At 67.4% G+C, this 25300-nt stretch carries 26 protein-coding genes; 17 read left to right on the plus strand and 9 right to left on the minus strand.

What is annotated here, in order from left to right; genetic code table 11:
• Positions 1-42: 42 nt before the first annotated feature.
• The 8 genes from K7711_RS13660 (at position 43) to K7711_RS13695 (ending at position 5902) form a co-directional block, all read left to right on the plus strand.
• Positions 43-402 (plus strand): Rv2640c family ArsR-like transcriptional regulator, encoded by a 360-nt coding sequence (locus tag K7711_RS13660; RefSeq protein WP_222969447.1) that lies wholly within the window; start codon positions 43-45, stop codon positions 400-402.
• 244 nt (positions 403-646) lie between these two features.
• Positions 647-1498, plus strand: a complete 852-nt coding sequence (locus K7711_RS13665) for an alpha/beta fold hydrolase (RefSeq protein ID WP_222969449.1) — start codon at positions 647-649, stop codon at positions 1496-1498.
• 535 nt (positions 1499-2033) lie between these two features.
• Positions 2034-2765, plus strand: coding sequence for a hypothetical protein (locus K7711_RS13670; RefSeq protein ID WP_222969452.1), 732 nt, complete (start codon positions 2034-2036; stop codon positions 2763-2765).
• 69 nt (positions 2766-2834) lie between these two features.
• Entirely contained in the window at positions 2835-3467 is a 633-nt protein-coding gene (locus K7711_RS13675) for a TetR/AcrR family transcriptional regulator (RefSeq protein ID WP_308014709.1), read from the plus strand.
• A gap of 43 nt (positions 3468-3510) precedes the next feature.
• Positions 3511-4662 carry an acetyl-CoA C-acetyltransferase gene (locus tag K7711_RS13680; protein ID WP_222970320.1) on the plus strand — a complete coding sequence of 384 codons (1152 nt, stop codon included), beginning with the start codon at positions 3511-3513 and terminating at the stop codon, positions 4660-4662.
• Positions 4663-4801: 139 nt separating this feature from the next.
• Complete coding sequence (locus K7711_RS13685) at positions 4802-5029, plus strand: hypothetical protein (RefSeq protein ID WP_222969456.1); 228 nt, start codon at positions 4802-4804, stop codon at positions 5027-5029.
• A 43-nt stretch (positions 5030-5072) separates the two neighbouring features.
• Positions 5073-5582, plus strand: coding sequence for a catalase family protein (locus K7711_RS13690; RefSeq protein WP_222969458.1), 510 nt, complete (start codon positions 5073-5075; stop codon positions 5580-5582).
• Complete coding sequence (locus K7711_RS13695; RefSeq protein WP_308014710.1) at positions 5573-5902, plus strand: cytochrome b; 330 nt, start codon at positions 5573-5575, stop codon at positions 5900-5902. Before K7711_RS13690 ends, K7711_RS13695 begins: the two co-directional genes overlap by 10 nt.
• A 14-nt stretch (positions 5903-5916) precedes the next feature.
• Here the strand turns inward: K7711_RS13695 and K7711_RS13700 are convergent, their stop codons facing one another.
• Positions 5917-6669: a class I SAM-dependent methyltransferase gene (locus K7711_RS13700; protein WP_222969460.1), complete on the minus strand. Its 753-nt coding sequence runs from the start codon at positions 6667-6669 to the stop codon at positions 5917-5919.
• A gap of 178 nt (positions 6670-6847) precedes the next feature.
• On the opposite strand from K7711_RS13700, the gene K7711_RS13705 reads away from it, so the two are divergent.
• Positions 6848-7327, plus strand: coding sequence for a nitroreductase family deazaflavin-dependent oxidoreductase (locus K7711_RS13705; protein WP_222969462.1), 480 nt, complete (start codon positions 6848-6850; stop codon positions 7325-7327).
• Positions 7328-7551: 224 nt separating this feature from the next.
• The gene (locus tag K7711_RS13710) at positions 7552-9513 is read left to right on the plus strand and encodes a molybdopterin-containing oxidoreductase family protein (protein ID WP_308014711.1); all 1962 of its coding nucleotides are present in this window, start codon (positions 7552-7554) and stop codon (positions 9511-9513) included.
• Positions 9514-9528: 15 nt separating this feature from the next.
• Here the strand turns inward: K7711_RS13710 and K7711_RS13715 are convergent, their stop codons facing one another.
• Both K7711_RS13715 and K7711_RS13720 read right to left on the minus strand, forming a co-directional pair.
• Positions 9529-10368 (minus strand): glycosyltransferase family 2 protein, encoded by an 840-nt coding sequence (locus K7711_RS13715; protein WP_222969466.1) that lies wholly within the window; start codon positions 10366-10368, stop codon positions 9529-9531.
• Positions 10369-10544: 176 nt separating this feature from the next.
• A complete protein-coding gene (locus K7711_RS13720) occupies positions 10545-11714 on the minus strand; it encodes an FAD-dependent monooxygenase (RefSeq protein WP_222969468.1) in 1170 nt (389 codons plus the stop codon).
• A 146-nt stretch (positions 11715-11860) separates the two neighbouring features.
• Between K7711_RS13720 and K7711_RS13725 the strand changes: the two genes are divergently transcribed.
• Positions 11861-12628 carry a helix-turn-helix transcriptional regulator gene (locus tag K7711_RS13725; RefSeq protein WP_222969470.1) on the plus strand — a complete coding sequence of 256 codons (768 nt, stop codon included), beginning with the start codon at positions 11861-11863 and terminating at the stop codon, positions 12626-12628.
• A 74-nt stretch (positions 12629-12702) separates the two neighbouring features.
• Here the strand turns inward: K7711_RS13725 and K7711_RS13730 are convergent, their stop codons facing one another.
• The 4 genes from K7711_RS13730 to K7711_RS13745 are packed head-to-tail and all read right to left on the minus strand — an operon-like array spanning position 12703 to position 16195.
• A complete protein-coding gene (locus tag K7711_RS13730; protein ID WP_222969473.1) occupies positions 12703-13794 on the minus strand; it encodes an NAD(P)H-dependent flavin oxidoreductase in 1092 nt (363 codons plus the stop codon).
• A complete protein-coding gene (locus K7711_RS13735) occupies positions 13791-14549 on the minus strand; it encodes a CoA-transferase subunit beta (RefSeq protein ID WP_222969475.1) in 759 nt (252 codons plus the stop codon). The genes K7711_RS13730 and K7711_RS13735 overlap by 4 nt, the downstream gene beginning before the upstream one ends.
• A complete protein-coding gene (locus K7711_RS13740; protein WP_222969477.1) occupies positions 14549-15424 on the minus strand; it encodes a CoA transferase subunit A in 876 nt (291 codons plus the stop codon). The genes K7711_RS13735 and K7711_RS13740 overlap by 1 nt, the downstream gene beginning before the upstream one ends.
• Before the next feature lie 6 nt (positions 15425-15430).
• Positions 15431-16195 (minus strand): enoyl-CoA hydratase family protein, encoded by a 765-nt coding sequence (locus tag K7711_RS13745; protein ID WP_222969479.1) that lies wholly within the window; start codon positions 16193-16195, stop codon positions 15431-15433.
• A gap of 50 nt (positions 16196-16245) precedes the next feature.
• Between K7711_RS13745 and K7711_RS13750 the strand changes: the two genes are divergently transcribed.
• The 5 genes from K7711_RS13750 (at position 16246) to K7711_RS13770 (ending at position 21301) form a co-directional block, all read left to right on the plus strand.
• Positions 16246-17040, plus strand: coding sequence for an SDR family oxidoreductase (locus tag K7711_RS13750; protein ID WP_372460131.1), 795 nt, complete (start codon positions 16246-16248; stop codon positions 17038-17040).
• 37 nt (positions 17041-17077) lie between these two features.
• Positions 17078-17992, plus strand: a complete 915-nt coding sequence (locus tag K7711_RS13755; protein WP_222969481.1) for an SDR family oxidoreductase — start codon at positions 17078-17080, stop codon at positions 17990-17992.
• 386 nt (positions 17993-18378) lie between these two features.
• Entirely contained in the window at positions 18379-19671 is a 1293-nt protein-coding gene (locus tag K7711_RS13760) for a hypothetical protein (protein WP_222969483.1), read from the plus strand.
• Between the two features lie 12 nt (positions 19672-19683).
• Positions 19684-20196, plus strand: coding sequence for an ImmA/IrrE family metallo-endopeptidase (locus K7711_RS13765; RefSeq protein WP_222969485.1), 513 nt, complete (start codon positions 19684-19686; stop codon positions 20194-20196).
• A gap of 85 nt (positions 20197-20281) precedes the next feature.
• Positions 20282-21301, plus strand: coding sequence for a hypothetical protein (locus K7711_RS13770; protein WP_222969487.1), 1020 nt, complete (start codon positions 20282-20284; stop codon positions 21299-21301).
• Positions 21302-21600: 299 nt separating this feature from the next.
• Here K7711_RS13770 and K7711_RS13775 read toward each other — a convergent pair whose 3' ends face one another.
• Both K7711_RS13775 and K7711_RS13780 read right to left on the minus strand, forming a co-directional pair.
• Positions 21601-22017 carry a helix-turn-helix domain-containing protein gene (locus tag K7711_RS13775; RefSeq protein WP_011207048.1) on the minus strand — a complete coding sequence of 139 codons (417 nt, stop codon included), beginning with the start codon at positions 22015-22017 and terminating at the stop codon, positions 21601-21603.
• Between the two features lie 505 nt (positions 22018-22522).
• Positions 22523-23689: a steroid 3-ketoacyl-CoA thiolase gene (locus K7711_RS13780; protein WP_222969489.1), complete on the minus strand. Its 1167-nt coding sequence runs from the start codon at positions 23687-23689 to the stop codon at positions 22523-22525.
• Positions 23690-23824: 135 nt separating this feature from the next.
• Here K7711_RS13780 and K7711_RS13785 point away from each other — a divergent pair, with 135 nt between their 5' ends.
• Complete coding sequence (locus K7711_RS13785) at positions 23825-25060, plus strand: cytochrome P450 (protein ID WP_222969492.1); 1236 nt, start codon at positions 23825-23827, stop codon at positions 25058-25060.
• The last annotated feature ends 240 nt before the right edge of the window (positions 25061-25300 follow it).

Here is a 25300-nt window from a genome sequence, read left to right on the forward strand (position 1 = left end):
ACCTTTTCGACATATGTCAATACCGTAGGTACTGTGGGGCGCATGCCCAAGGCCTTGCCCGTGATCGATATGTCCGCGCCGGTATGCTGCGCGCCGGTTGCCGCAGGTCCGATCGACGACGCCGCCGCGCTCGCGGTCGCGCTGCGCCTCAAGGCTCTCGCCGACCCGGTCCGGGTGAAACTGATGTCACTGCTGTTGGCCAACCGCGAGACCGGCGAGAACGGCGGTGACCTCGCCGCTGCTGTCGGGCTGTCCGAATCGACGGTCAGTCACCATCTCGGGCAGCTGCGCAAAGCCGGACTCGTCGACTCCGAACGCATCGGCATGAACGTCGTCCATCGCGCCAAACGTGACGCACTCTCGGCGCTGTGCGTCGTCCTGGATCCCGACTGCTGCTGCTGAACGGGTCAGGTCGCCTTCGCGGAAATCTCGATCGTCGTCGTCATGCGGGACCAGCTCACAGTTGTTTACGCAGATCGGTGAAATGTATGCGCAGTGGAGCCGGTGTGGGATCATGAATTGGCGACAGCCGTCGGATCGATGACCTGGCTGTCGCGGTCCACAAGTTTCATGAACACCCGAACGCAGTTCGTCTTTGCATGCTCAATGTCTGCAAATCGTCGGCCACAACTTCGGGAGGATTGTCATGAACGATGCGATCGACCAGTTCGCTGACCTGTCCGAGATCAGAATGTGCTACCGCGACGAAGGTGATCCGGCGGGGCCACCGATGCTGATGATCATGGGACTCGGCTCGCAGCTGATCCACTGGCCCCAGGAAATCGTCGATGACCTCGTCGCGCGCGGCTATCGGGTGATCCGGCCCGACAACCGTGACAGCGGCCTGACCACGTGGAAGGTCACGCCCAGCCAGTACTACCTGCGGGCGATCGCGCGCGACTGTGTCGAATTGCTCGATCACCTCGGCATCGAACAGGCGCACGTCGTCGGCGCGTCGATGGGCGGAATGGTCGCTCAACTGATGGCGATCGAGCACGCGCCGCGAGTGCTGTCGCTGTGCTCGATGATGAGCACCCCGCATGCCAGTATCGGCATGGCCGACGGCGACGTGCTCCAGGAGCTGATGCGGCCGGTTCCGCCGGATCGTGACGACGCGATCGAGCAGATCGCCGCACTGTACGAGCTCATCGGGTCGAAGACCTACGCCGAGAGCGAGCGGCAACGTCGTTGGAATCTGGCGGCTCGCGCCTACGACCGCGCGCGGCACCCGGAAGGGGCGGCTCGGCAGGTCACCGCGGCCGTCATCGCGCCCGACCGCAGAGCCAGGCTCCAGCAGCTGCGTGTACCCGCGCTGGTCATCCACGGCGCGGAGGATTCGCTGATCAAGATCGCCGGTGGCGAGGCCACACACATGGCGATCCCCGGATCGAGTTATCTGCCGCTCGAGCCGATGGGCCACGACATCCCCATGCCGTTGTTCGGGGCGGTCATCGAGGCCATCTCCGAAAACGCTGCTCGGCGGCCCGCCGTCGTGTAGCGCTCGCCTCGCGTTCGGTGTCGTCGCCGGGTGGCCGCAGCCAGCGGTCATCCGGCGACGAGAGCAACTCGCTCGTGCACAGCACGGTGTGAGGTCGCGGCGAGAGTCCTTCGTGGAGAAGGGCTCTCGCCGCTGTCGTCGCCCGGCTGTCGAGCCTGGCTACTCGGTCGGAGTTCGGCGGCTGTCGCGAATAGGTGTGTTGATGGGGGATCGGGGTGTACCGCGGGCTCGGCTTCCGGAACAGATTGGCCGGGCCGGGATGCCGGTGGAGATCGTCATCTATCCGGATGGGGAGGGGGACTGGCGGCATGCGATTTTGCATGAGCGGCCGCGGATCGTGGATGGGCGGTTGCCGGGGACTGCTGGGGGTGAGGAGGAGGGTGTGGTGCCGAGACCGATTGGGGCACGGGGGATGTGAAAGGGGATGGTGGTCGGGCGTATTCGGCCTCGAAAAATCGGTGGCGCTGACCACCCTGGACTGTGCGATCCTGAGGTAGGCCGGTTCGGCGGAAATTTTTCGAAGGGACCACGGCCCATGGGTCTGGACCACCGTGACAACGAAGAGCTGGAACTCGAGCTGGTGCGTGAAGTGGTACTGGCCCGAAGACGGCTGGACGGCAAGGTGATGGCCGCGTTGGCGCTCGGCGCGGAACTTCTCGATCACGAATCGGATGATGTTGCCGCGGCGCGCGCTGCGCAGATTCTCGAGGAGTATGCGGTGGATGAGGACGAGGTCGCACGCGATCCACGGTGTGCGTTGCGGGCCGATATGGCTCGGGATCGGGCGCGGGCGGCGCGGATCGGGCTGTTGGCCGGGCCGGCGGGCGGGGAATCCGAGGAGGAGCGGCGGCGACGTCAGCGCACGCTGCTGCTGTGTGAGGTGCGCTCGGATCTGCTCGCGGTGGTGCGGCGGTGCCGCAGATTCAGCTACGACCGGGTGGCCTTCGCCGACGGGATCGCCGAAGGATTGTGCGCCGCGACGGACAAGCTGGTCGACGGCGCCGATATGGACACCTATCGCGCCTGGCAGCGGGGGATGGTGCTGAAACTGATCGAGGAACCCGTCGAGACCGGGCCGCCCCGGGTGCTGGCGACGGTCGACGCGGGGCCGGGCCGTGGGCCGCTGACCGTCGAATGGGACAGTTGTGAACGACGGTTGGCGCTGGTCGCGCGGATGGCGCGGGCGGGAGTGTCGCCGGTGGCGATCTGCGATCGGCTGCTCGCCGACCTGTCGGTGTCCTCGCCGCTGCGCTATTCCGTGCGATGACATCCGCGGCGATGCCGATGTGGCGTTGTCGAGATGGACCAAGCAAATGCTTGGTTGTACTATGGGCGAGTGCCCGCACCCGACGCATCCAAATCCGCACGTCGCAACGAGCTGCTCGCCATCGCGGCAGGTCTGTTCGCCGAGCGCGGGCTGCGTGCGACCACGGTCCGCGATATCGCCGACGCCGCCGGAATCCTGTCCGGCAGTCTCTACCACCACTTCGATTCCAAGGAATCCATGGTGGACGAGATCCTGCGCGGCTTCCTCGACGAGTTGTTCGGGCGGTACCGGGAGATCGACGCGGCCGGGCTGCCCGCGCGCGACACGCTCGAGGCGTTGGTCATCGCGTCCTTCGAATCGTTCGACCGGTCGCACGCCGCGGTCGCGATCTATCAGGCCGAGGCCAAAAGACTCAGCGGCACACCGCGTTTCGACTACATCGACGAGTACAACCGGGAGTTCCGGGACCTGTGGCGGCGGGTGCTCGACAAGGGTGTGGCGGACGGTAGTTTCCGGGCCGAGCTCGATACCGAACTGGCCCTTCGCTTTCTGCGCGACACCGTCTGGGTGTCGGTGCGCTGGTACAAGCCCGGCGGTCGCATCACCGTGGACAACCTGGCCAAGCAATATCTGACCATCGTGCTGGACGGTCTCACCGACCCCGAGTCCGGCGCGAAATCCACAGTCCAGCACGGCAAGTAGGAGTTACCCCATGTCAGCACCGTCCCGTCGTCAGTACTCGCCCGTGCGGGAGGCGTATGTCGTCGACGCCGTGCGCACGCCGGTCGGCAAGCGCGGCGGCGCGCTGTCGGGTGTGCACCCGGCCGATCTCGGGGCCGCGGCACTGCAGGGTCTGTTGGGGCGCAACGCAATCGACCCCGCGGCGGTCGACGACGTGATCGTCGGCTGTGTGGACAACGTCGGCCCGCAGGCCGGAAATATCGGCCGCACCATGTGGCTGGCCGCCGGATATCCCGAGCACGTGCCGGGTGTCACTGTGGACCGGCAGTGCGGTTCGAGCCAGCAGGCGATCAATTTCGGCGCGCAGGCCATCATGAGCGGCACCGCGGAGGTCATCGTCGCTGGCGGTGTGCAGAACATGAGCGCCATCCCGATCTCCGCGGCCATGCTGGCCGGCAAGGAGTACGGGTTCGAATCGCCGTTCGTCGGCGCGCAGGGCTGGGACCACCGCTACGGCACCGGTGAGGTGTCGCAATTCAACGGCGCGCAGCTGATCGCCGAGAAGTGGGACATCAGCCGTGAGGATATGGAGCGCTGGGCGCTGCGCAGCCACGAACGGGCCCGGAAAGCCATCGCGGAGGGCACTTTCGACCGCGAGATCGTGCCGGTCGGCGAGTTCTGGATCGACGAGGGCCCGCGCGAGACGACGCTGGAGAAGATGGCCGGACTCAAGCCGCTGAGCGAGGGCAGCCGCCTGACCGCCGCGGTCGCCAGCCAGATCTCCGACGGCGCCAGCGCGACCCTGCTCGCCTCCGACTGGGCCGTCGCCGAATACGGGCTGAAGCCGCGGGCGCGCATCCACCACGTCAGCGCGCGTGGCGCGGACCCGATCTACATGCTCACCGCACCGATTCCGGCGACCAAGTGGGCGCTGGAGAAGACCGGCCTGAGCATCGAGGACATCGACGTCATCGAGATCAACGAGGCCTTCGCCTCGGTCGTGCTGGCCTGGTTGAAGGAGACCGGCGCGAATCCGGACAAGGTCAACGTCAACGGCGGCGCGATCGCCCTGGGCCACCCGCTCGGCGCGACCGGCGCGAAGCTGTTCGCGACGCTGCTGAACGAACTCGAGCGGGTCAACGGGCGGTACGGCCTGCTGACCATTTGTGAGGGCGGCGGGACGGCCAACGTCACCATCATCGAGCGGCTGAGCTGAGTTCGCTTGTGGCCGAGGGGCGTTGGTAGCGCCCTTCGGCCCGTGGTTCTGACGAAACTGTGAACTCCGGGCGCAGGTGATTGTCTCCCGATCTGGTCCCGCTTAGCGTCGAATCCCGAAACGGGAAGGGAGACACGCTGTGCGGGATATCGGGGCACGGGAACTACCGAACCGGCGGGCCGCCCTCGGGGCGCTGTTGGTCGGCGGGGCCGGGGCGGTGAGCATCGGCGGGTTTCTGTTCGCCCGCGATGTGATCGGCCCGGAGCGGTTGACCGCGGGGCGCATCGTGGATCGGTTGCAGGCGGTCGGGGGCCGGTTTCCGGGGTTTCGCCGCAACCACGCGAAGGGGCTCGCGGTGGCACGGTAATCCGAACCAGACCGACGCGGTCGGCGCGGTTCGCGGGCTGGGGTTGTGGTTCGCACTGCCCGGCGGTGAGCAGTGGCGCACCGCGATGGTCAACCTGCCGGTGTTCCCGGACCCCACACCGCGCGACTTCTATGATCGGCAGCTCGCCTACGCTCCGGATCCGGCCACCGGTAAACCGAATCCGCAGCGTGTCGCCGCATATCTGGGGGAGCATCCCGAGACCGCCGCGGCCATGCGGGTCATCGCCGCGCATCCGCCGTCGCCCACCTTCGGGACGTCGATCTTCCGTGGGCTCAACGCTTTCTGGTGTGTGGACGAGTCCGGACGTCGTACGCCGGTGCGCTGGGAGTTGACGCCTCGTAACGTCCCGACGACCCCTCGTTCGTCCGGCCGGGATGTGCTGTTCGACGACCTGGTGACGGCTCTGCACGGTGGACCTCTGTCGTGGACGCTCACCGTGATCGTCGGCGTGGCCGGGCAGGACCCGACCGACAACGCTTCTGTCCTTGGCCGTCCGAGCGGCGGCGGATCGAGGCGGGCACGGTGGTGTTGACCGATGCGGTACCGCGCTCTGCGCTGCGCGGGGTCGAGCGGTTCGTGGCAGGCGGCTCCGAGGCGCTGATGTACCTGCTGTTCCTGGCTCAGCCGCTGGTCGGCTGGGCGCTGGTGTCGGCCTCCGGAGCGCCGATCGAACTGTTCGGCGGCGTCTATCTGCCCGCCATCGCGCCCGCCGACGCGCATCTGTACGCCGAACTGCGCACCCTGCACAGCTGGCTGGCCTACGCGCTGCTCGCGGTCTTCACCGCACATATGTGCGCGGTGCTGGCACACGCCTCGATCCTGCGGGACGGGCTGCTGCGTCGCATGCTGTAACGCGGCAGTCGGAACTAGTCGACGCGGGTGGCCGCAACGGCCCACACGGGCAGGTGCACCCGGTTGTCCCGCAGCAGCGGCGCGAGGACCCGGAACTGTTCCTGCATAGGCCGCATCCGTTCGGCCCATGCGGAGTCGCCGTTCATCTCCTGAGTGAGCCGGATGAACGTCTCCGGGGTGAACGTGGCCTGGTAGGTGGTGGTGCCCAGGTAGTCGATGCGCCAACCGGCCGCGGGCAGCACCCGCTCGAAGTTCTCCGCGGGTAAGCCCTCGGGTTGCAGGCCGTTGACGTTGTGGCGGCCGAATTCGAACATGAACAGTCGCGCCCCCGGCCTGGTCGCCCGGTGCAGGGCCTGCGCGTACCGGTGCTGGGTCTCTTCGTCGTCGAGGAACACGTGGTAGAACGCGCTGTCGACGACGGTGTCGAACCGATCCTCGAGGCCGTCGAGCCTGGTGGCGTCGGCCACCTGGAAGTCCACCCGCACCCCGGCACGCTCCGCGTTGCGTTTCGCCCGCTCGATCGCCGCCGGCGCCGCGTCGATACCGGTGGCCGAGTAGCCCTTGGACGCGTAGTGGATCGCATGGTGTCCCGGGCCGGTTCCGGGGTCGAGCACCTCGCCCCGCACCGCGCCGTACGCCACCAACTGCTGCACCGCCGGTTGTGGGCCGCCGATGTCCCAGGGGATCGAAGCGGGAGCGTTCTGCTCCGGCGGCGCCTCGCGGTACAGCGCCTCGAAGTCCGGTGTGCGATTCGCTTGCTTGTCCATGACTCCTCCTTCGATTGCGGACGGGCCACACCTGAAGGGTCGTGCTGGAGATGAGACCAATCGTTCCGCAACTCGGTCGAGGGCGCCACCATCTTGTCGTGATTGTGGGCCTGGGCGGTCGGAATCAGGGCCGTTCGGCCGCTTGCCTTCGATGACGGACAGGTGGACGCTCGGGTTCATGGCCAAGTCGTATCGAGCGGGGTGGGCCGTCAAGGCGTCCAACGCGTGGATGCGGGTCGTGATACGCGCCGGATTGCCGATGTGGACATTCCGTGTGCTCACGGTGGCCGGACGTCGGACCGGGCGGGCGATCGAGACGCCGCTGACGGTGTTCGAACACGACGGGCGGCGCTATCTGGTGGCGGCCTACGGAACGGTGAACTGGGTGCGCAACCTGCGTTCGGCACGAGGGACCGCGACGCTGCGGCACGGTAAGCACGTCGAGGCCGTGACGGCTGTGGAGTTGCCCGCCGACGAGTCGGCCAGGGTGTTCCGCGCGGCGCTGCTGGCCGGGCCGCCACGTGTGCCGAAACCCTTTGTGGCGCTGTATCGGCGGTACTTCGTGCTGCCCTATCTGGATGTGAACGGGGACTCCTCGCCGCAGCAATTCCTCGACAACGCTCGCACTCATCCGGTGTTCGAAATCGTGTCGACCTGACTCGGGTAAGACACTCTTCGGGCGGACTCACCACGAGCCGCCGTGCGATGCGGGAACCTCCGCAGCATCGGCCGACGCGATCGGTTGCCCGGGGTCCGGCTCAGCGGGAACATAATGCGATCCCGCCTGCGCGCGAAGCCCGGACCAGCTCGGGGGCATGCCGTGCCCGTCGGCGCGGACGGGGACAGGGCTGGGCAGCGGATCTGCTGGTTACGATCGGTCGGGTGAAGGTATTCGGGGCTTGCGCGCTGGATTGTCCCGACGGGTGCTCCTGGGAGGTGACCGTCGAGGACGGCGTTGCCGTGGGGATGCGGGGCACCAAGGCGCACCCGGTGACCAGGGGTGCGCTGTGCGTGAAGGTGAACCGGTATCTCGAGCAGCTGAACGCGCCGGATCGGATCCGGTATCCGATGCGGCGGGTCGGGCGTAAGGGGGAGGGGCGATTCGAGCGGATCGGGTGGGACGAGGCGCTGGACGAGATCGCCGGACGTCTGCACGGAATCATCGACGAGTATGGGGGAGAAGCGATCTGGCCGTTCCTGGGGACCGGGAATCTCGGGTACGTCCAGGGCACCGAAGGGCTCACGGTGCGGCGGCTGTTCAACGTGCTGGGCGCCTCGCTGCACGATCCGACGATCTGCTCGGCGGCGGGGTCGGCGGGACTGAAGTACACGCTGGGCACGGCCGGCGGGATGGATCCGGAGGATTTCGCGCATTCGGAACTGGTGCTGCTGTGGGGGACCAACCCGCTGACCTCGGGGCATCACCTCTGGAAGTTCATCCAGGACAGCGGCGCGTACACGGTGGCGATCGATCCGGTGCGCAGCCGGACCGCCGAACGGTGTGACGAACATCTGGCGCCGATGCCGGGGACCGATGCCGCGCTGGCGCTCGGGTTGATGAACGTCATCGTGTCGAAGGGGGCGCACGATGCGGGCTATCTCGCCGAACACACCGTGGGCTGGGATGAATTCCGCGGTCGGATCATGGAATTCACGCCCGATCGGGTCGCCGGGATCACCGGACTGCCGGTCGAGCGGATCGTCGAGCTTGGTGAGCGGATCGCCCGCACCCGGCCCACCGCGATCCGGGCCTCACAGGGGATCCAGCGGCATGCCGGTGGCGGAATGGCGCTGCGGACCATGGCCTGCCTACCCGCGGTGACCGGTGACTGGGCGATTCGCGGTGGGGGACTGCACTATTCGACCTCCGGGCATTTCCAGCTCGACGTGGCCGGGCTGGCGCGGTTCGATCTGCTGCCGCATCCGGTGCGCACGCTGTCGCAGACGCGAGTGGGCGCGGGACTGCTCGAGGCGTCCGATCCGCCGGTGCAGGCGTTGTTCGTGATCGCGGCCAATCCGGTGGGATCCAATCCCGAACAGCGCGCCGTGATCGAGGGCCTCTCGCGCGAGGATCTGTTCACCGTTGCGCTGGAACACTTTCCGACCGACACCGTCGACTACGCCGATATCGTGCTCCCGGCGACCATGCAGCCCGAGCACACGGATTTCGTCGCCGCCTACGGGAATCTGTATCTGGTGTGGAACGAGAAGGCGGTCGAGCCGCCCGGCGAATGTCTGTCCACGACCGAGACGTTCCGCAGGCTCGCACGTCGCATGGGCCTGACCGAACCCGCGCTGTACGACTCGGACGAGGAGCTGCTCCGAATCGTGTTGCAGGGCTACGACATCGACCGGCTGCGCACCGAGGGTTTCCTCAAGATCGAGCCTCGCCCGGTGCCGATCGAGAAGATCAACTTCACTTCCCCGTTCGCCGAACGAGCCGGGCACGATCGGTTACCCGGCTACACTCCACCCGGTGACTCGGGCGCCGGTCTGGTGCTCATATCCGCTGCGCCGCACTACTTTCTGAACACGACGTTCGGCTCGAACCCGGAATTGCGCCGCCGTTCGGGCGAACCCCGCATCACCATCCACCCCGACGACGCCGCTGCCCGCGACATCGCCGACGGCGCACCGGTTCTGGTCGCCAACGCCCGCGGCTCCTTCGAAGCCGTCGCCGAGATCTCCGACCGGGTCCGCCCCGGCGTCGCGGCCACCACCAAGGGGCGCTGGGCCAAGTTCACCAACGGCGCCACCGTCAATGCGACCATCGCCGAACGTGATTCGGATTTCGCCGGTGGCGCGGTGTTCCACGACAACCGGGTGGAGATCACGCCGCGCTGAGCGATCAGACCGCGATCAGGCCGGTGCGACGCGGGCGGGGCGGAGGCCGAAGCGCTGCCGGTCGAAGTCCCAGAACCGGTAGATCGGCCACTGGACGGTGTGCGTCAGCCAGGCGGCCGAGATGAGGATTCGGTGGATCGGCTGAACCGGCAGGCCGTGGTCCCGGAGGGTACGCAGACCTCGGAGATGGAACTGCCAGCGGCTGTTCGGGGTGTCGCGCCGACGCCGGGCCGAGGTCCGGGCGCGCATGTGGATCAGTTGGTCGATGCGAATTCCGCTCTTGCACAGGCACAATGCCAGATCCAGATCTTCGATGACGTCGCTGCGCGTCTGGGTTTCGCCACGCACTTTCGACCAGGCGTCCTGGCGTATCGCCATATTCGGCCCGTACATATTGCCGACCTGACCTCCCAGTTTTCCGGCGCGGATCAATATCCACTGGCCGAATTCCAGGAAGAAGCCGATCGGAGAATCGTGGTATGTGCACAGGCCGGTCAATGCGCCGGTATCCGGATGGTCGGCGAAGAAGTCGCGAATCGTCGCGGCCCAGTCCCGGTCGACGAGGGTGTCGGCATCGGTGCGGGCGACGAATTCGCCACGCGCCTCGTCGAATCCGGCGTTGCGAGCAGGGGCGATACCGCGATTCGGTTCGTGCAGCAGGCGCACCCGCGGGTGCTCGGCCTGGAAGTCGCGGACGACCTCGATGGTGCCGTCCACGCTGCCGTTGTCCACGACGATCACCTCGTCGACCGCATCCTGGGCGACCAGACTTCGCAGCGTGCGTGGAATATTCGCGGCTTCGTCGAGAACGGGGACGACTACCGACAGAACGATCGGTGAATTGGTGTCCGTCATGAATGCAATCCGTCCGGGGTTCGTACTCGACGAACAACATATCGCACGAAAGTTACGACGAATGGCGAATTGTGTCATCCCCCAACGAGTCCGTACCGTGATTGGAGTCGATCTCGGCCCGCCGATCGGTGAATTGCCTCGCAGTGCCTACCGCGGTGTGACGACAGTGGCGTGCATCACGCCCGTGCCGCGAGGGTCTGGCGCGCCACGCGCTCGGCGTCGTAGGTGCGCAGTTCCAATCGGTCGTAGATCGCGACGATCCGGTCGGCCTGCTGCTCCGGGGACAGCCCGGTCGAGCGGTACAGCTGCCCGGCCTCTCGGGCGCCTTCGCGGACCTGGCGATTGCGTTCGACGCGCAACTCCTCGTAGCGCCGCAGCTGCGCCGGAATGTCGGCGGCGCAGGCATTTTCGAGCAGGACGGCGAGCGTGATGGCATCCTCGACGGACTGGTTCGCGCCCTGCCCGAGGTGTGGGGTCACCGCGTGAGCCGAGTCGCCCAGCAGGGTGATGCGGTCGGTCGACCAGCCCCGCATGGGTTCGCGATCGTAGATTCCCCACCGGAAGGTCTGGTCCATGACCGCGATGACGTCCCGAACCTGCCGGTCCCAACCGTCGTATGCCGCGGCGAGGGCGGCGACGTCACCCGGCGCACTCCAGCTTTCCTCGACGTCCAGGTCCGTGGGGACGAATGCGACGAGGTTGAGCAGCGCCCCGTCCGAGACCGGATAGGTCAGGAAGCTCTGCCCCGGCCCGACCCACAGCGACCACAGGCCCATGTCGTAGATGCCGTCGAGGCGCTCGGCCGGGATGAGCCCGCGATAGGCCATGATTCCCTCGCTGACCGGCGCACTCTTCGCGCCGACCAGCGGCTGGATCGCCGAGTGGATGCCGTCGGCGCCGATCAGCAGGTCCGCGTGCGTCGTGCTGCCATCGGCGAAGTCGATCCGCACTCCCCGCTCGTCCTCGACGGCGGCCACGCACTCGTGGCCGAGCCGGACCGTGCCGGGCGGCATCGCGGCCACCAGCAGGTTCTGGAATTCGGCCCGATGCAGCGAATAGGTCTCCGCGGCGGGATACGGCGGCCGGTACCCGGGCAGCGCCTGGCCCTGCCAGGTCTGCATCGTCACCGTCGAGGACTTACCGGCGATGGCGGCGATGGAATCCAGCAGGCCCAGGCTGTCGTAGACCCGGGCCCCGTTGGCTCCGATCACCACACCGGCGCCCAATTCCCGCAGTTCGCGCGCCTTCTCGTAGATCGTCACGTCGATTCCACGCCGGTGCAGCGCAATCCCCGCCGTGAGCCCGCCGATACCGGCTCCCACGATCGCGACCCGTAACCCACTCATGATCCGCTGCCTCCAATTCCCGGAATGCCTCCGCGTCCTTCTCAGCCTCGCCCCACCGGACTCCTCGACGCCAGGGCTGAGCACTCCTAGGAGTGCTGCACCCACTGCGCCCGGTCCGGCGGTCCGACCGGGACTAACATGGCGCTGTGCCGGCGAACAGGTTGGGGGAATTTCTTCGCGCCCGCCGAGCGGCCGTGCAACCGCCCGCCGACCCGCAGCGCCGCCGACGGCAGACACCCGGCCTGCGCCGCGAGGAGGTCGCCGTGCGTGCCACCATCAGCACCGACTATTACGTCCGGCTGGAGCAGGGCCGCGAACGGAATCCGTCGCCGCAGGTGGTCGATGCCCTCGCGACCGCGCTGGAACTGTCGACGGCCGAGACCAGCTATCTGCACGGCCTGGTCAGCCCGCCCCCTGCCCCGCGCAAGCCGGTCGGCGTCCGCGAGGAGGTCAACGAATTCCTGTCGCTGGTCATGCGATCGTGGGAGCCGGGCCCGGCCTACATCGTGAATCACCGCAGTGACGTGCTGGCGGCCAATCGATCGGCGCGGGAACTCTTCGAGCGTTTCGAGATCTCGGACAACATCCTGCGCATGCTGTTCCTGGATCCGGCCGCGCCGCGGATATGGGCGGACCGGGATGCGTTCGCGCGGTTCTTCGTCGGCGGCATCCGCCGCATGATCGGCCCGGCGCCGCAGGACGATCCGGTGACCACCGCACTGCTGGCGGACGTCTCGGCCAGGAATCCCGCGTTCGCCGAGCTGTGGAACCGGCACGAGATCGGCGTCCCCGAACGCAAGCAGAAGTGGATTCACCACGAGGAACTCGGCGAGATCAGGCTCGACTTCGAGCTACTGGCCGCGCTCGACACCCCGCACCAATATCTCGTACTGCATCGAATCCAGCGGCAGTGATCGGCGCGAGGCGAAGCGCAGGCCGCCCCGTGAGAGGTGGTCGGGGCGGCCTGCGGTGATCGGCACGAGGCCGATCACGTTGTGGGGATGGTGGTTCCCGTGTCGCGCAGTTCGGCGAGGGCGTCGATGCGGGCGACGGCCTCGATGACGATGCGGTCGATCAGATCGGCCACCGTGGGCAGATCCTCGATGATGCCGGTGACCTGACCTGCGGCGAGCACGCCGGCGTGGGTGTTGCCCTCGACCAGACCGGCCTTGAGCAACATCGGGGTGTTGGCCGCCATGATGACCTGGGACCAGGTGAGGTCCTTCTGCTTACGCATGGTGAGCCCGTCACGGATGATCGTGGACCACTTCATGCCGGTCATCGACTTGAACTTCATGGCGTTGGCGACCGCGGCGGTCAGGCCGCGCCAGCTGCCCGAATGTTCCAGGCGGTCGACGAGCTCGGTGTTGAGCACGCGGTGCGGCATACCGTCGACCTTGCGGGAGACGACGGTGTCCTGCAGGCCCCGGCGCAGGTACTCCTGCTTCACCGAATCGGGCACGCTGCTGTCCTGGGTGAGCAGGAAACGGGTGCCCATCGCGACTCCCGCCGCGCCGTAGGACAGCGCCGCGGCCAGCCCGCGACCGTCGAAGAATCCGCCACCGGCGATCACCGGGATGTCGACGGCGTCCAGGACCGAGGGCAGCAGCAGCGTCGTGGCGACCGGACCGGTGTGGCCGCCGCCCTCGCCGCCCTGCACGATCACCGCGTCCGCGCCCCAGGAGGCGACCTTCACGGCGTGCTTGGCCGCGCCGATCGACGGGACGACCACCACGCCGTTGTCCTTCAGCCGCGCGATGAGCTCCTTCTTGGGCGCGAGCGCGAACGAGGCCACCTTGATGCCCTCGCGGATCATCAACTCGATCCGATCCGACGCATCGGTGGCGTCGGCGCGGATGTTGACCCCGAAAGGCTTGTCCGTCTTGGCTTTCGTCTTGGCGATGGCCTCCTCGAGTTCGGCGAGGGTCATCGTCGCCGACGCCAGGATGCCCAGCCCGCCCGCGTTGGCGGTGCCCGCGACCAGGCTCGGACCGGCGACCCAGCCCATGCCGGTCTGCACGATCGGATGATCGATGCCGACCAGTTCGGTCAGCGGAGTCCGCAACCGCTGCGCGGTCACGACTGGACTTCCTTCTCGCGAATGCCCTTGGGGTCCAGGACGTTGCGGATGATGTTCAGTTCCTCGTCGGTGGGCAACCGGGTCTCGCCCGCCTCGGCCAGACCCGCGATCTCGAACGAGGTGTTCTCCGCGACCTCCTCGGCGCGCACGCCCGGGTGCAGCGACAGCGCGCGCAGCGTGTGGTCCGGTCCGCCGAAGTCGAACACGCCCAGATTCGATACCACCCGATGCAGGTGATGGAACCGGTACGCCGGATTCTCGGGATCGACCTTGTCGTAACCGATTCCGGAGACGATGTCCACAGTGTCGCAGAACACCCGCTTGGTGTGCCGGGGGACGAAGTAGCTGGTGGGATGGTTGATGGTGTTGCCCGGAGCGCCGCGCACGCCGAACATCTGCCGGCTCGGCTGCTGCAGCGGGCCGAAGGCGGACAGGTTCTGATTGCCGTGGCGGTCGATCTGGTTCGCGCCCATCACCACGTGGCGGCGACCGGAATTCACCACGTCGAACACCTTCGAGAACGGAATCCAGCCCTCGACCGGAGCCTTGCCGCCGATCGGCGGGACCTCGGCGAAGAACAGCGCCTCACCGTCGGACAGCAGCAGATCCGGCTCGAAGGTCAGCCGCGCCAGCCGTGCGCCGATGGTGGTGATGGTGGACATCGGCGAGGCCATGATTTCGCCTGCGCCCCGGAAGATCTCGGCGGAGGCGATGACGCACACCTCGGCCCGGGTGATCGTGTTCGTCTCGGTCATTACTTCTGCTCCTCGCCGAAAGCCTTGACGGCGGCCTGGTATTCGTCCTCGGACACGTCCAGATAGCGAGCCTTGAACTCGGCCCACGACTCCGGAGTCTTGGCGGCCTCGACATAGTGACGCTGGAACTTCTCGTCGCGGCGGTAACTGCCGGAGAAGGTGAAGTGCGCGCCGCCGGGGGCCTCGACCACGCCGTCGACCATCATGCGATTGAGGATGAGCGCCTGCTGCGGAACGGCTTTCACCAATTCCTCGGTCTCCACCAGGCGATCCACCGACAGGTAGCGCTTCTCGGCGGCGAGGGCGTACAGATCGTCCATGTACGGGTCCACGCCGGTGTAGGCGGCGTTGCCGTGCTTGTCGCCCAGATCCAGATGGAAGAACGCGGCATCCAGGTTCAGCGCGGGCATGGCGACCAGGGTCTCGGCATTGCCGTCGGTGAGGTACGGCGAGGTGACCGTCTTCAGCTCACCCTCCCAGAAATCGATGACCGCGGAACCCAATCCGGCACGCACCGGCAGGAAGGGCAGCCGTGCGGCCGCGGCCTGCAAGCCGGATTTGACCATGCCCTCGTCCATTTCGCGCACGGTGATCGCACCCTCGGTGCGCGCCTTGGCGAACCACGGATCGTAGAACGGCGCGGAATCCAGGGATACGAAGCCGTAGTACGCCTTTCGCACCTTGCCCGCCGAGCACAGCAGACCCAGATCCGGGCCGCCGTAGGTGACGACGGTGAGATCGGTGACGTCCGAACGCAACAGCGCCCGCACGAAGGCCATCGGCTTGCGCCGCGAACCCCAGCCACCGATTCCGATGGTCATACCGCTGCGCAGCTCGCCGACGGCCTCGTCGAGCGTTGTTCGCTTGTCGCGCATGGCTTTCTACTTCTCCTTCTTCTGGGCGGCCAGATCGTCGTCGAACCGCGCCCGGATCTCGTCGGCCACACCGGCCAGGTTGAGCTCCATCGTGAAACCCTGTTCGAAACGGTAGGAGCGGTGCACGTCCTGCACGTCGATGCCGTTGAGGGCCTTCTTGGCGGCGCGGATGACGCGCCCGTCCTTGTTCGCGATGTTCTTCGCGACTTCCAATGCGGCAGCGTCGAGTTCGGACCTCGGGACCACCTGGTACACCGAGCCGAAGTGGTGCAGCTGCTGCGCGGTGAGCTTGCCTGCGGTGAAGAACATGGTGCGCATCAGATGCTGGGGGACCAGGCGCGCGAGATGGGTGGCCGCGCCCAGCGCACCGCGATCCACCTCGGGCAGGCCGAAGGTGGCGTCATCGGAGGCGACGATGACATCGGAATTGCCGACCAGGCCGATGCCGCCGCCGAGGCAGAAGCCGTTGACCGCGGTGACGACGGGAACCTGGCAGTCGTAGACGGCCGCGAACGCCTCGAAGCAGCCGTGATTGGCGCGGATCAGCGCGGTGTGCCCGGAGTCGGCGTTCATCTCCTTGATGTCGACGCCCGCGTTGAAACCGCGGCCTTCCGCGCGCAGCACCACCACCCGGGTCTCCGGGTTTCGCCCGGCCTCGCGGATCGCGTCGGCCAGGGCGAACCAGCCGTCGGACGGCAGGGCATTGACCGGCGGGTAGTCGACGGTGACGACCTCGACGCCCTCGGTTTCGGTGTGACGGTTGATCCCCATCTCGAGTCCCATCGTTGGCAAAACAAGCAAGTGCTTGGTAGGTTAGCACGGTGGCAATAGAAGTGGACCTCTCCGGATCCGTAGTTCTCGTGACGGGCGGCGTGCGGGGGGTGGGCGCCGGGATCAGCCGGGTTTTCCTGGACGCCGGAGCGACGGTGGTGGCCTGTGCGCGCCGTCCCGCCGACGCGCCGGTCGAGAGCTCGGGCCGCACGGCCGAATACCTGCCCTGCGATGTGCGCGACGGGGATGCGGTCACCGCGCTCGTGGATGCGATCGTGGCCCGCTACGGCCGCCTGGATCATGTGGTCAACAACGCCGGGGGCGCGCCGTTCGCACCGGCCGCGACCGCCAGCAAGAACTTCCACTCCAAGATCGTCGAGCTGAACCTGCTTGCCCCGCTGCTGGTTTCGCAGGCCGCGAATGCGGTCATGCAGAAGCAGGACGACGGCGGTTCGATCGTGATGGTCTCCAGCGTCAGCGGGCATCGCCCCTCACCCGGCAGCGCGGCCTACGGCGCGGCGAAAGCGGGTATCGATAGTCTGGTCACCTCGCTGGCCATCGAATGGGCTCCGAAGGTGCGGGTCAACTCGGTGATCGTGGGCATGGTCCACACCGAGAGCAGCCATCTGCACTACGGCGATCAGGCCGGAATCGACGCGGTCGGCTCGACGGTGCCGCTCGGACGTCTGGCCGCGCCGGAGGAGATCGGCCGCTGCGCGCTGTTCCTGTCCTCGCCGCTGGCCTCCTACGTCACCGGCGGCACGCTGCTCGCGCACGGCGGCGGTGAGCGCCCGGCCTTCCTGGACGCCGCGACCGTCAACGAACCGGCCGCCGCACCGCACTGAAATACACCGCACCACAACGGAAATGAGAGCAGAAAAGATGGCTGACCAAGACAAGCTCTGCGCCGGACGCACCGTCATCGTCACCGGAGCCGGTGGCGGCCTCGGCCGGGCGCATGCGCTGGCGTTCGCGGCCGCCGGGGCCAATGTGGTGGTCAACGACATCGGCGCGGAACTCGACGGCACCCCGCTCACCGATTCCCCGGCCGCGCAGGTGGTGGAGGAGATCCTCGAACTGGGCGGCAAGGCCGTGGTCAACGGTGACGACGTCGCCGACTGGGCAGGCGCGAAACGCCTGATCACGCAGGCCGTGGAGACCTTCGGCGGGCTGGACGTGCTGGTCAACAATGCCGGCATCGTCCGGGACCGGATGCTGGTGAACCTGTCCGAGCAGGAGTGGGACGCGGTCGTGCGGGTGCACCTCAAGGGCCACTTCGCGACCATGCGGCATGCCGCGGAGTACTGGCGCGGGGAGTCCAAGGCCGGAAACGCGGTGGACGCGCGCATCATCAACACCAGCTCCGGCGCGGGCCTGCAGGGCAGCGTCGGGCAGGGCAACTACGCCGCGGCCAAGGCCGGCATCGCCGCGCTGACCATCACCGCCTCGGCCGAATTCGGGCGTTACGGCGTCACCGTCAACGCGATCGCCCCCTCCGCGCGCACCCGGATGACCGAGACGGTGTTCGCGGACATGATGGCCGCGCCCGAGGACGGTTTCGACGCGATGGCCCCGGAGAACGTCTCACCGCTGGTGGTGTGGCTGGGCAGCGCCGATTCGGCCGGTGTCACGGGCCGGATGTTCGAGGTCGAGGGCGGCAAGGTCGCACTGGCCGACGGATGGCGGCACGGCGTTCCGGTCGATCGCGGCGCGCGTTGGGCCCCGGCGGAGGTCGGTGCGGCAGTGCGCGAGCTGATTGCCCAGGCGACGCCGCCGGAGGTCGTCTACGGCGCCTGAATTGTGCGTTACGTCCCGGGTTCGCGAGGCCCGGGACGATCCGCGCGGACCGGATCGCGCGATGTGCCGAAGCCTTCCCCCGGCAACGATCCGGACACCCGTCGGTGTCGAATATTCCTGTGCGAGTTGCGATGACCGGGTCCGCCCGCTGACCTGCGCGAGCCCCGCACGCCACCGGCACGGCCTGCTGCCAGGGCCGTTGCCGAACCGGGAACAGCACGGTTCCAAGATCATGTGAGGTCATCGGAACGAGTGCGATGTCTCACATGATCCCGCTGCGCGAGCAAACAACCCGCAGTTATGATGATCGACATCGTTCGACTCCCGGACTTCTCACGCGACCGGGTACAGATCTGCGCTGAACACGATGAGGGGAAGGCAAGCGCATGGCCATAGGTCGCATTCTGCGCGTCCTGACAGTGACCGGCATGGCTGCCGGTTACGGGCTCTTGGGGGCATTCGCCGCCCAGGCACAGCCCGCCCCACCTTGCCCCCAGTGCAGACCGGCGAATCCGGGCAGTTCGGTGGACCCCGACCAGGGCATTCCCCTGAAGATCCCGGGCCGCCCCTCGTCCGCGTCGCGGCCCGTGCCGCAATCCTCCCTACCTGCGCAGCGGTCGCCGTCGCAGCGGATCACCGTCCCTGGTTCCGCTGCCGCGCACTCCGGGCCCGCGCACGCCACGGGTCCCTCGGCGGGCCTGCCCCTGCGACCCACCCCGGCCGCCGGCCCGGAAAGTCTTGCGGGTCTACTCGGCCTGCTCGGAACGGGTTCGGCCGCGGTCGGCTCGGCGGCCGTCGGTTCAGCGGCAGGTGGTCCCGCCGCGGCATTGGCCGGTACCGGTTCGGCGGCGGTCGGCTCGGCTGCGGCCACCACCGGTTCGGCTCTCGCCGGAACCGGGTCCGCTGCCGCGGGCGCGGGTGTCGGACTCGGCGCAACCGGTTCTGCCGCAGCGGGTTCGGCGGCTGCCGGTACCGGCTCCGCACTCGCCGGTACCGGATCGGCCGCCACCGTGCTGTTGGCCACTCTGCTCGGAACAGGTTCCGCCGCAGTCGGTTCCGCTGGTGCGGCGACCGGTGCGGCATTGCTCGGCACCGGTTCCGCCGCGGGCGCGGCCCTGCTGGGGACCGGATCGGCCGTCGCGCCGGCGCTGGCCGCGATCCTCGGTACCGGTTCCGCCGCAACAGGTTCCGCACTCGCCGGACTCGCCGGAACGGGTTCGGCGCTGACCGGTTCGGCGGCGCTGGGTTCGGCCGCGGCCGCCTCACCGCTGCTGCTCCTGCTGCTGTTGCAACCGCCCCCGGCTCCGGCCGCCCCCGCCGCGCCGCTGGCCATCCCGCCCGCCCCCGCGGGGCCCGGTGCCCCGGCGCCCTCGGTGCCGATTCCGGCCGTGGCGCTGCCCGCCGCACCCGCGGCGGCCCCGGCTCCGGCCGCACCGGCACCCGCAGCGCCTCCGGCCGCGTCCTCGGCGCCCGCTGTGCAGGCCCAACCGAATCCGGATGTGCGTCCGACCTCGGCGAACTCCGATCTGCCCAAGCCCGCGGTACTGACCGTGATCGGCGGCCTGATCGCCATGGCATTGGCCGCGGCCGGGTCCGGCGCGGTCAGCTTCCAGAGCGCTTCGGCCGCGCAGGCGCGCATCGACGCCGCGCGCGCGGAATTCTTCGGACCTCGGGCATAAGGGGTAGAGGTCATGACTGAGAGTCGCGCACAGAGCAGTCGTTCGTATCGCCGCGTCGCGGCCGCGGTGGACGCGGTCTGCGCGGTGGCCGCCGATTTCGACGCCACCGATCTGGACGAGGTGGTCCTGGCGATCTCCGCCGAACGCCGCCGACCCATCGAGATCGCCAGCGCCCAGCTCGGGCCCGGGGTGTGTGGTCAGCGGCGGAGTTATCCGGAGAAGGACGTCATCGTGCTGGCCTCGGCGCTGCCGAGCCGCGACCACACCCTCGCACACGAGTTGGGGCACATCATCTTCGATCATCCGGGTGAGACGGCCACCGAGGTCACCCTCGAGGCCAGCGACGATCTCATCGCCTACATGCTCAGCCAGCGTTCACATCAGCAGGTCGTCGACGACGGCGAGGACGAGCAGGCCGAATGGGAAGCCGAAACCTTCGCCAACATGTTGATGACCCGGCTGCGCGTATTCCACAACCGCGGCGCGGGCGTCTCAGTGCTGCGTTTCGACGAGGCGCTCGGATGAGCGCGCCCGGAACGCCGCTCGCACCGATGGCCGGTACGACATCCGATCACTCTGAGTCGCAGGGATATTCGCGAGGGGAAGCGGCATGACATTCTGGTTGACTGCGCTGCTGATCTGGATGGCGGCGGGTGCCCGGGTGGGCCGGGTGCTGGTGAAACCGGCGACGACCGCTCGGGTGGCGATCGTGGTCGCGGTGGCCTCGGTGGCGGCCGCGGCGACCGTGTCGGTGCCGGAAATCGCTCTGGCACTGGACAACCTGGTGCCGCACGGGATCAACGGCATGATGTTCGGCGACCGGATGACCGTCGCCGCCTGGTTGTTGTTCACCATCGCCACCTCGGTGGTGGCCGCGGCGGCCTGGCCGGTGGTGTCGCGGCAGAATCTGCGGCAGATCGCGCTGGTGATCTACGGCATCGGCCTGATCGCCATCGCGCTCACGGTGGCCTGGTCGGTGCTGTTCGGCTGGGTGATGACCCTGCTGGGCTGTGTGTTCATCGCCGTGACCGGGCTGCGGAACCTGGACTGGACCGCGCTGGGCCGCGGTATCGCGCTCTACACCTTCGGCACCATCGTGGTCGGCGTGCTCGCCGCGTTGTCGATCCGGCGGCTGGCGATCGGCGAACTGCCCGCCCGGCCCTCGGCGCCGGGCTGGTACTGGCCGCTCTGGCAGATCGCGAGTCTGCTGATCGCGGTGGGCGCGGTGTGGATCGTCATCGAGCTGTGGGTGCGAGCGCGTGTGCTGCTGCGGCAGATTCGGCCCCTGCACCACACCATGACCAAGCGCTTCCCGGAGGTCGTGGCGCACGATCAGACCGGTTCCACAACGCAGCTCAAGGCGTCCGACCACGTCGCGCAGATCATGGACGCGCTGTATCTGCAGTCCGGCGGCGGCATCGAACTGGCCGCCGCGGGACTGCCGCCGGGCTCGGCCGCCGAACGCGCCGAACTCGTCGCCCGCTGGGCGCACAACCCGCTCGGCGATGTGATTGTCGACGCGCGTTGGATCGCGCCGCCGCAGGGCGTGAGCCCGCGTGGATGGGTGCAGGCGATCGCCCGCGCATTCGATGCCGAACCGGGACATCCGGCTCTTTCGCCCCGTGCATGAAATACCCGGGGCGAAAGTCCGGTATGCATGTTTTGTCTTCTGTGATTACGGGAACACTAACCGATTCTTATGGTGTTCGGTCACAAACGCTCGGTGTTCGCCGAACCAACCGGTATGGCGGTCCCGATCACATCAACTAATCCGTTGCGCACACATGTCCGCGCACGACTGAAGACCGGAGCACTACCTCGAGGTATGTGCTCGCACTTGTGACCGAAGCGCTACGCGCTTCGGTTATCGACCCAAAAACGACACAGTGCGGGTACAAGACTCCGCACTGTGTCGCTTTGTGGTACTTCCTATTCCGTGCCGTCCGGCGGGATCTCGGGCAAACCCTCGCTCGCCCGCAGCTTCTCGGCCATGGAGGTCAGGAGGTTCTGCGATTCTTCGGAGAGGTCGAACGCCCTACTCGACAGACGACGCAGTCCATAGCCTTGCAGCTGGGACAGCAGCTCGAGATCGTGATCGATCTTGGCCGCGTAGATGTCGTTGAAGAAGTAGTCCGGTTTGACCTTGAAGAACTTCGCCAGCGCGGCCACCGTCTCGTCAGAGGGGTTTGTGCGCTGTCCCGACCGCAGCTGTGAGAGATACGGTTTCGAGATCGGATGGCCGGAGGCCGTCAGCGCAGCCGCCACCTCGGCGTTGGTGTGCGGCTTACGCCCCGGGGGATGCACGGTTTCGAACAGCTTGTTCAGCCGCGCCGCGAAATCAGCCATTGTGAGCCGCCCAATTCCCTTCGCTGTACTAACAGTCGTTATCTCGGATACGTATCATTGATATTAGCGGCTGAGTAACTGAAAACCTACGCCTGATTCGCGATTTCCTTGAAGCTTCCAGACGCCCGGTTCGTGAACCGGCGGTGGCGGGGGCGTTTGCGGGCCACCGCAACGGTTGTCGGGAACCGCAGGTAGAGACCGGTTCTGGCCCGTCGCGAGGGTCCTTCGCCTCACCCTTTCGGTTGCCCGAGAATAGCTGACATCTCATCGTCCTGTCTGTACTGCAGATTGTGTGGCGTACGCCACGTTCGGATAATCCTGCCGTGAAGATTCAACAACGGCTGATAAGAGCGCTGTTCGGTCCCGCACAGCCGTGATCTGGGCTGTCGCATGTGCGCCACCGACGCACATGAGGACCTTACTCACGACTCCGCCCCGGCGCGCGGCATGGTGCGCATCCGGGGCGGAGGTGCCGGGATCGTTGCTGACCGAAATGTCGAGTTTGTCAGATCCGTTCGATGATGGTGCCGGTGGCCAGGGCGCCGCCGCAGCACATCAAGACCATCGCGGTGCTCTTGTCCGAACGCTCGAGTTCGTGCAGGGCCGTGGTGATCAGGCGAGCGCCGGTGCTGCCTACCGGATGTCCGATCGCGATCGCGCCGCCGTTGACGTTCACCCGGTCCAGATCCGGCTTGTGCACCGAAGCCCAGGACAGCACCACCGAGGCGAAAGCCTCGTTGATCTCGAAGAGGTCCAGATCGCCGATGCTCATCCCGCTGCGCTCGAGCAGTCGCGAGCACGCCTGCACCGGGCCGTCGAGGTGGAACTCCGGCTCGCCGCCGACCAGGCACTGCGCCACGATGCGGGCGCGCGGGCGCAAACCCGTTCGGCGCGCGGCATTTTCGTCCATCAGCAGCACCGCGGCCGCACCGTCGGAGATCTGCGAGGAGGTACCCGCGGTGTGCACGCCGCCCTCCAGGACGGGCTTGAGCTTGGCCAGACCCTCGCGGGTGGTCTCGCGCAGCCCCTGATCCCGGCTGACGTCCAGCTTCTCGCCGGTGAGGTTGCCCTCCTTGTCGACCTGCGGTGCGCCGGCGACGGTGAGCACCTCGCGATCGAAGCGGCCCTGCGCCCACGCCTGCGCGGCCAGGCGCTGCGAACGCTCGCCCCACTCCTCGACGTCATCGCGAGTCAGGCCGCGCCGCTTGGCAATTCGCTCCGCGGCCTCGAACTGGTTGGGCATATCGATATCCCACGACGCGGGGCGGCGCGGTCCGGCGTTCTCGCCGACGTTGGCGCCCAGCGGAACGTGGCTCATCGACTCGATGCCGCATGCGAGGCCGACCTCGATGGCGTCGGTGGCGATGAGTCCGGCGACCAGACCGGCGGCCTGCTGTGCGGAGCCGCACTGGTTGTCGATCGTCACCGCGCCGGTCTGCCACGGCAGTCCGGCGTGCAGCCAGGCGGTGCGGGTGACATTGTTACCCTGCTCGCCGACCTGCATCACGCAGCCGCCGACGACCTGTTCGACGAGGGTGGGGTCCACCTGGGCTTTGTCGAGCACACCCTGCTGTGCGGCGCCGAGTAGTTCGGCGGCGTGCAGACCGGCCAGCCAGCCGTTGCGCTTGCCGATCGGGGTGCGCGCGGCTTCGACGATGACGGGTGTTCCCATGGCTATCCTCCCGTAGGGAAACTGTAACAAGTTCTCCAGATGTCATGCGAGCAGAATCTGGCTTCTTTACTACTGATACCACCTATGCTGCAATGAAGGTAGAACGTGTTTCAGTTAGTCGAAGGAGACAAGCTGGTGGTTGACACTCGCATCGCGCCGAACCTGCCCAAGGGCTTCGACGTGACCGATCCGCAGATCTGGGCGGAACGGGTGCCGGTCGAGGAATTGGCCGAGCTGCGCCGAAGCGCACCGATCTGGTGGAATCCCAAGTCGCCCGAGGTGGGCGGGTTCCAGGATGACGGCTTCTGGGTCGTCAGCAAGCACGCTGACGTCAAGGAGGTGTCGCGTCGCAGCGACGTGTTCTCCAACTACGAAAACACCGCCATCCCGCGGTTCAACGACGACATCCAGCGCGAGAACATCGAGATGCAGCGTTTCGTGCTGCTCAACCAGGACGCGCCGCAGCACACCCGGATGCGCAAGCTGATCGCGAAGGGTTTCACCCCGCGCGCGGTCAACGGGCTGCGCGACGAGCTGTCCGCGCGGGCCAAGGGGATCGTCGAGGCGGCCGCCAAGTCCGGTGCGGGTGATTTCGTCACCCAGGTGGCCTGTGAGCTGCCGTTGCAGGCCATCGCAGAGCTGATCGGCGTGCCGCAAGAGGACCGGATGAAGCTGTTCCAGTGGTCCAACGACATGACCGGGTACGACGACCCCGAGTCCACCGCCGACCCGCTGCTCGCCTCGACCGAGATCCTGGGCTACGCCTGGCAGATGGCCGAAGCGCGCAAGGCCAGCCCGGCCGGTGACATCGTCACCGAGCTGGTCAACGCCGATATCGACGGTGAGGCGCTGACCTCGGAGGAGTTCGGCTTCTTCGTGATCCTGCTGGCCGTGGCCGGTAACGAGACCACGCGCAACGCCATCTCGCACGGCATGGTCGCCTTCCTGGAGAACCCGGATCAGTGGGAGCTGTACAAGAAGGAACGTCCGGCCACCGCGGCCGACGAGATCATCCGCTGGGGCACCCCGGTCTCCTCGTTCCAGCGCACCGCGCTCGAGGACACCGAACTGAGCGGGGTGACGATCAAGAAGGGGCAGCGGGTGGTGCTGGTGTACCGCTCGGCCAACTTCGACGAGGAGGTGTTCGAGAATCCGTACGCCTTCGACATCACCCGGGATCCCAACCCGCACTTGGCATTCGGCGGGACGGGCGCGCACTTCTGCATCGGCGCGAACCTGGCGCGACTGGAGATCGATCTGATTTTCAACGCGATCGCCGACCACCTGCCCGACATCTCCAAGCTCGGTGACCCGAAGCGCCTGCGTTCCGGCTGGCTCAACGGCATCAAGGAGTTCGAGGTCAGCTACTAGAAGACAGCGAGAAGGGGCGGGCACCGGATGGTGCCCGCCCCTTCTCGTCTCGATCCCCACCGGCCGGCGCCTGCCGAAGCGAGGCAAACAAGCCGACATGCCCAGCGGCGAAGCGTCTCCGTTCGCTGGTAGTCGCCCGCGAAGCGAAAGGCTCAGCAAGGCCAACAACAAGGTTTTCGGCGCGGGCTCGTCGCTGCGCCCTCGAAGCGCATGGCCGAAGGCCGAGTCTCGAGGGCGCAG

It is taken from the genome of Nocardia coffeae (genome assembly GCF_019890715.1).
GTDB classification, from domain to species: domain Bacteria; phylum Actinomycetota; class Actinomycetes; order Mycobacteriales; family Mycobacteriaceae; genus Nocardia; species Nocardia jiangxiensis.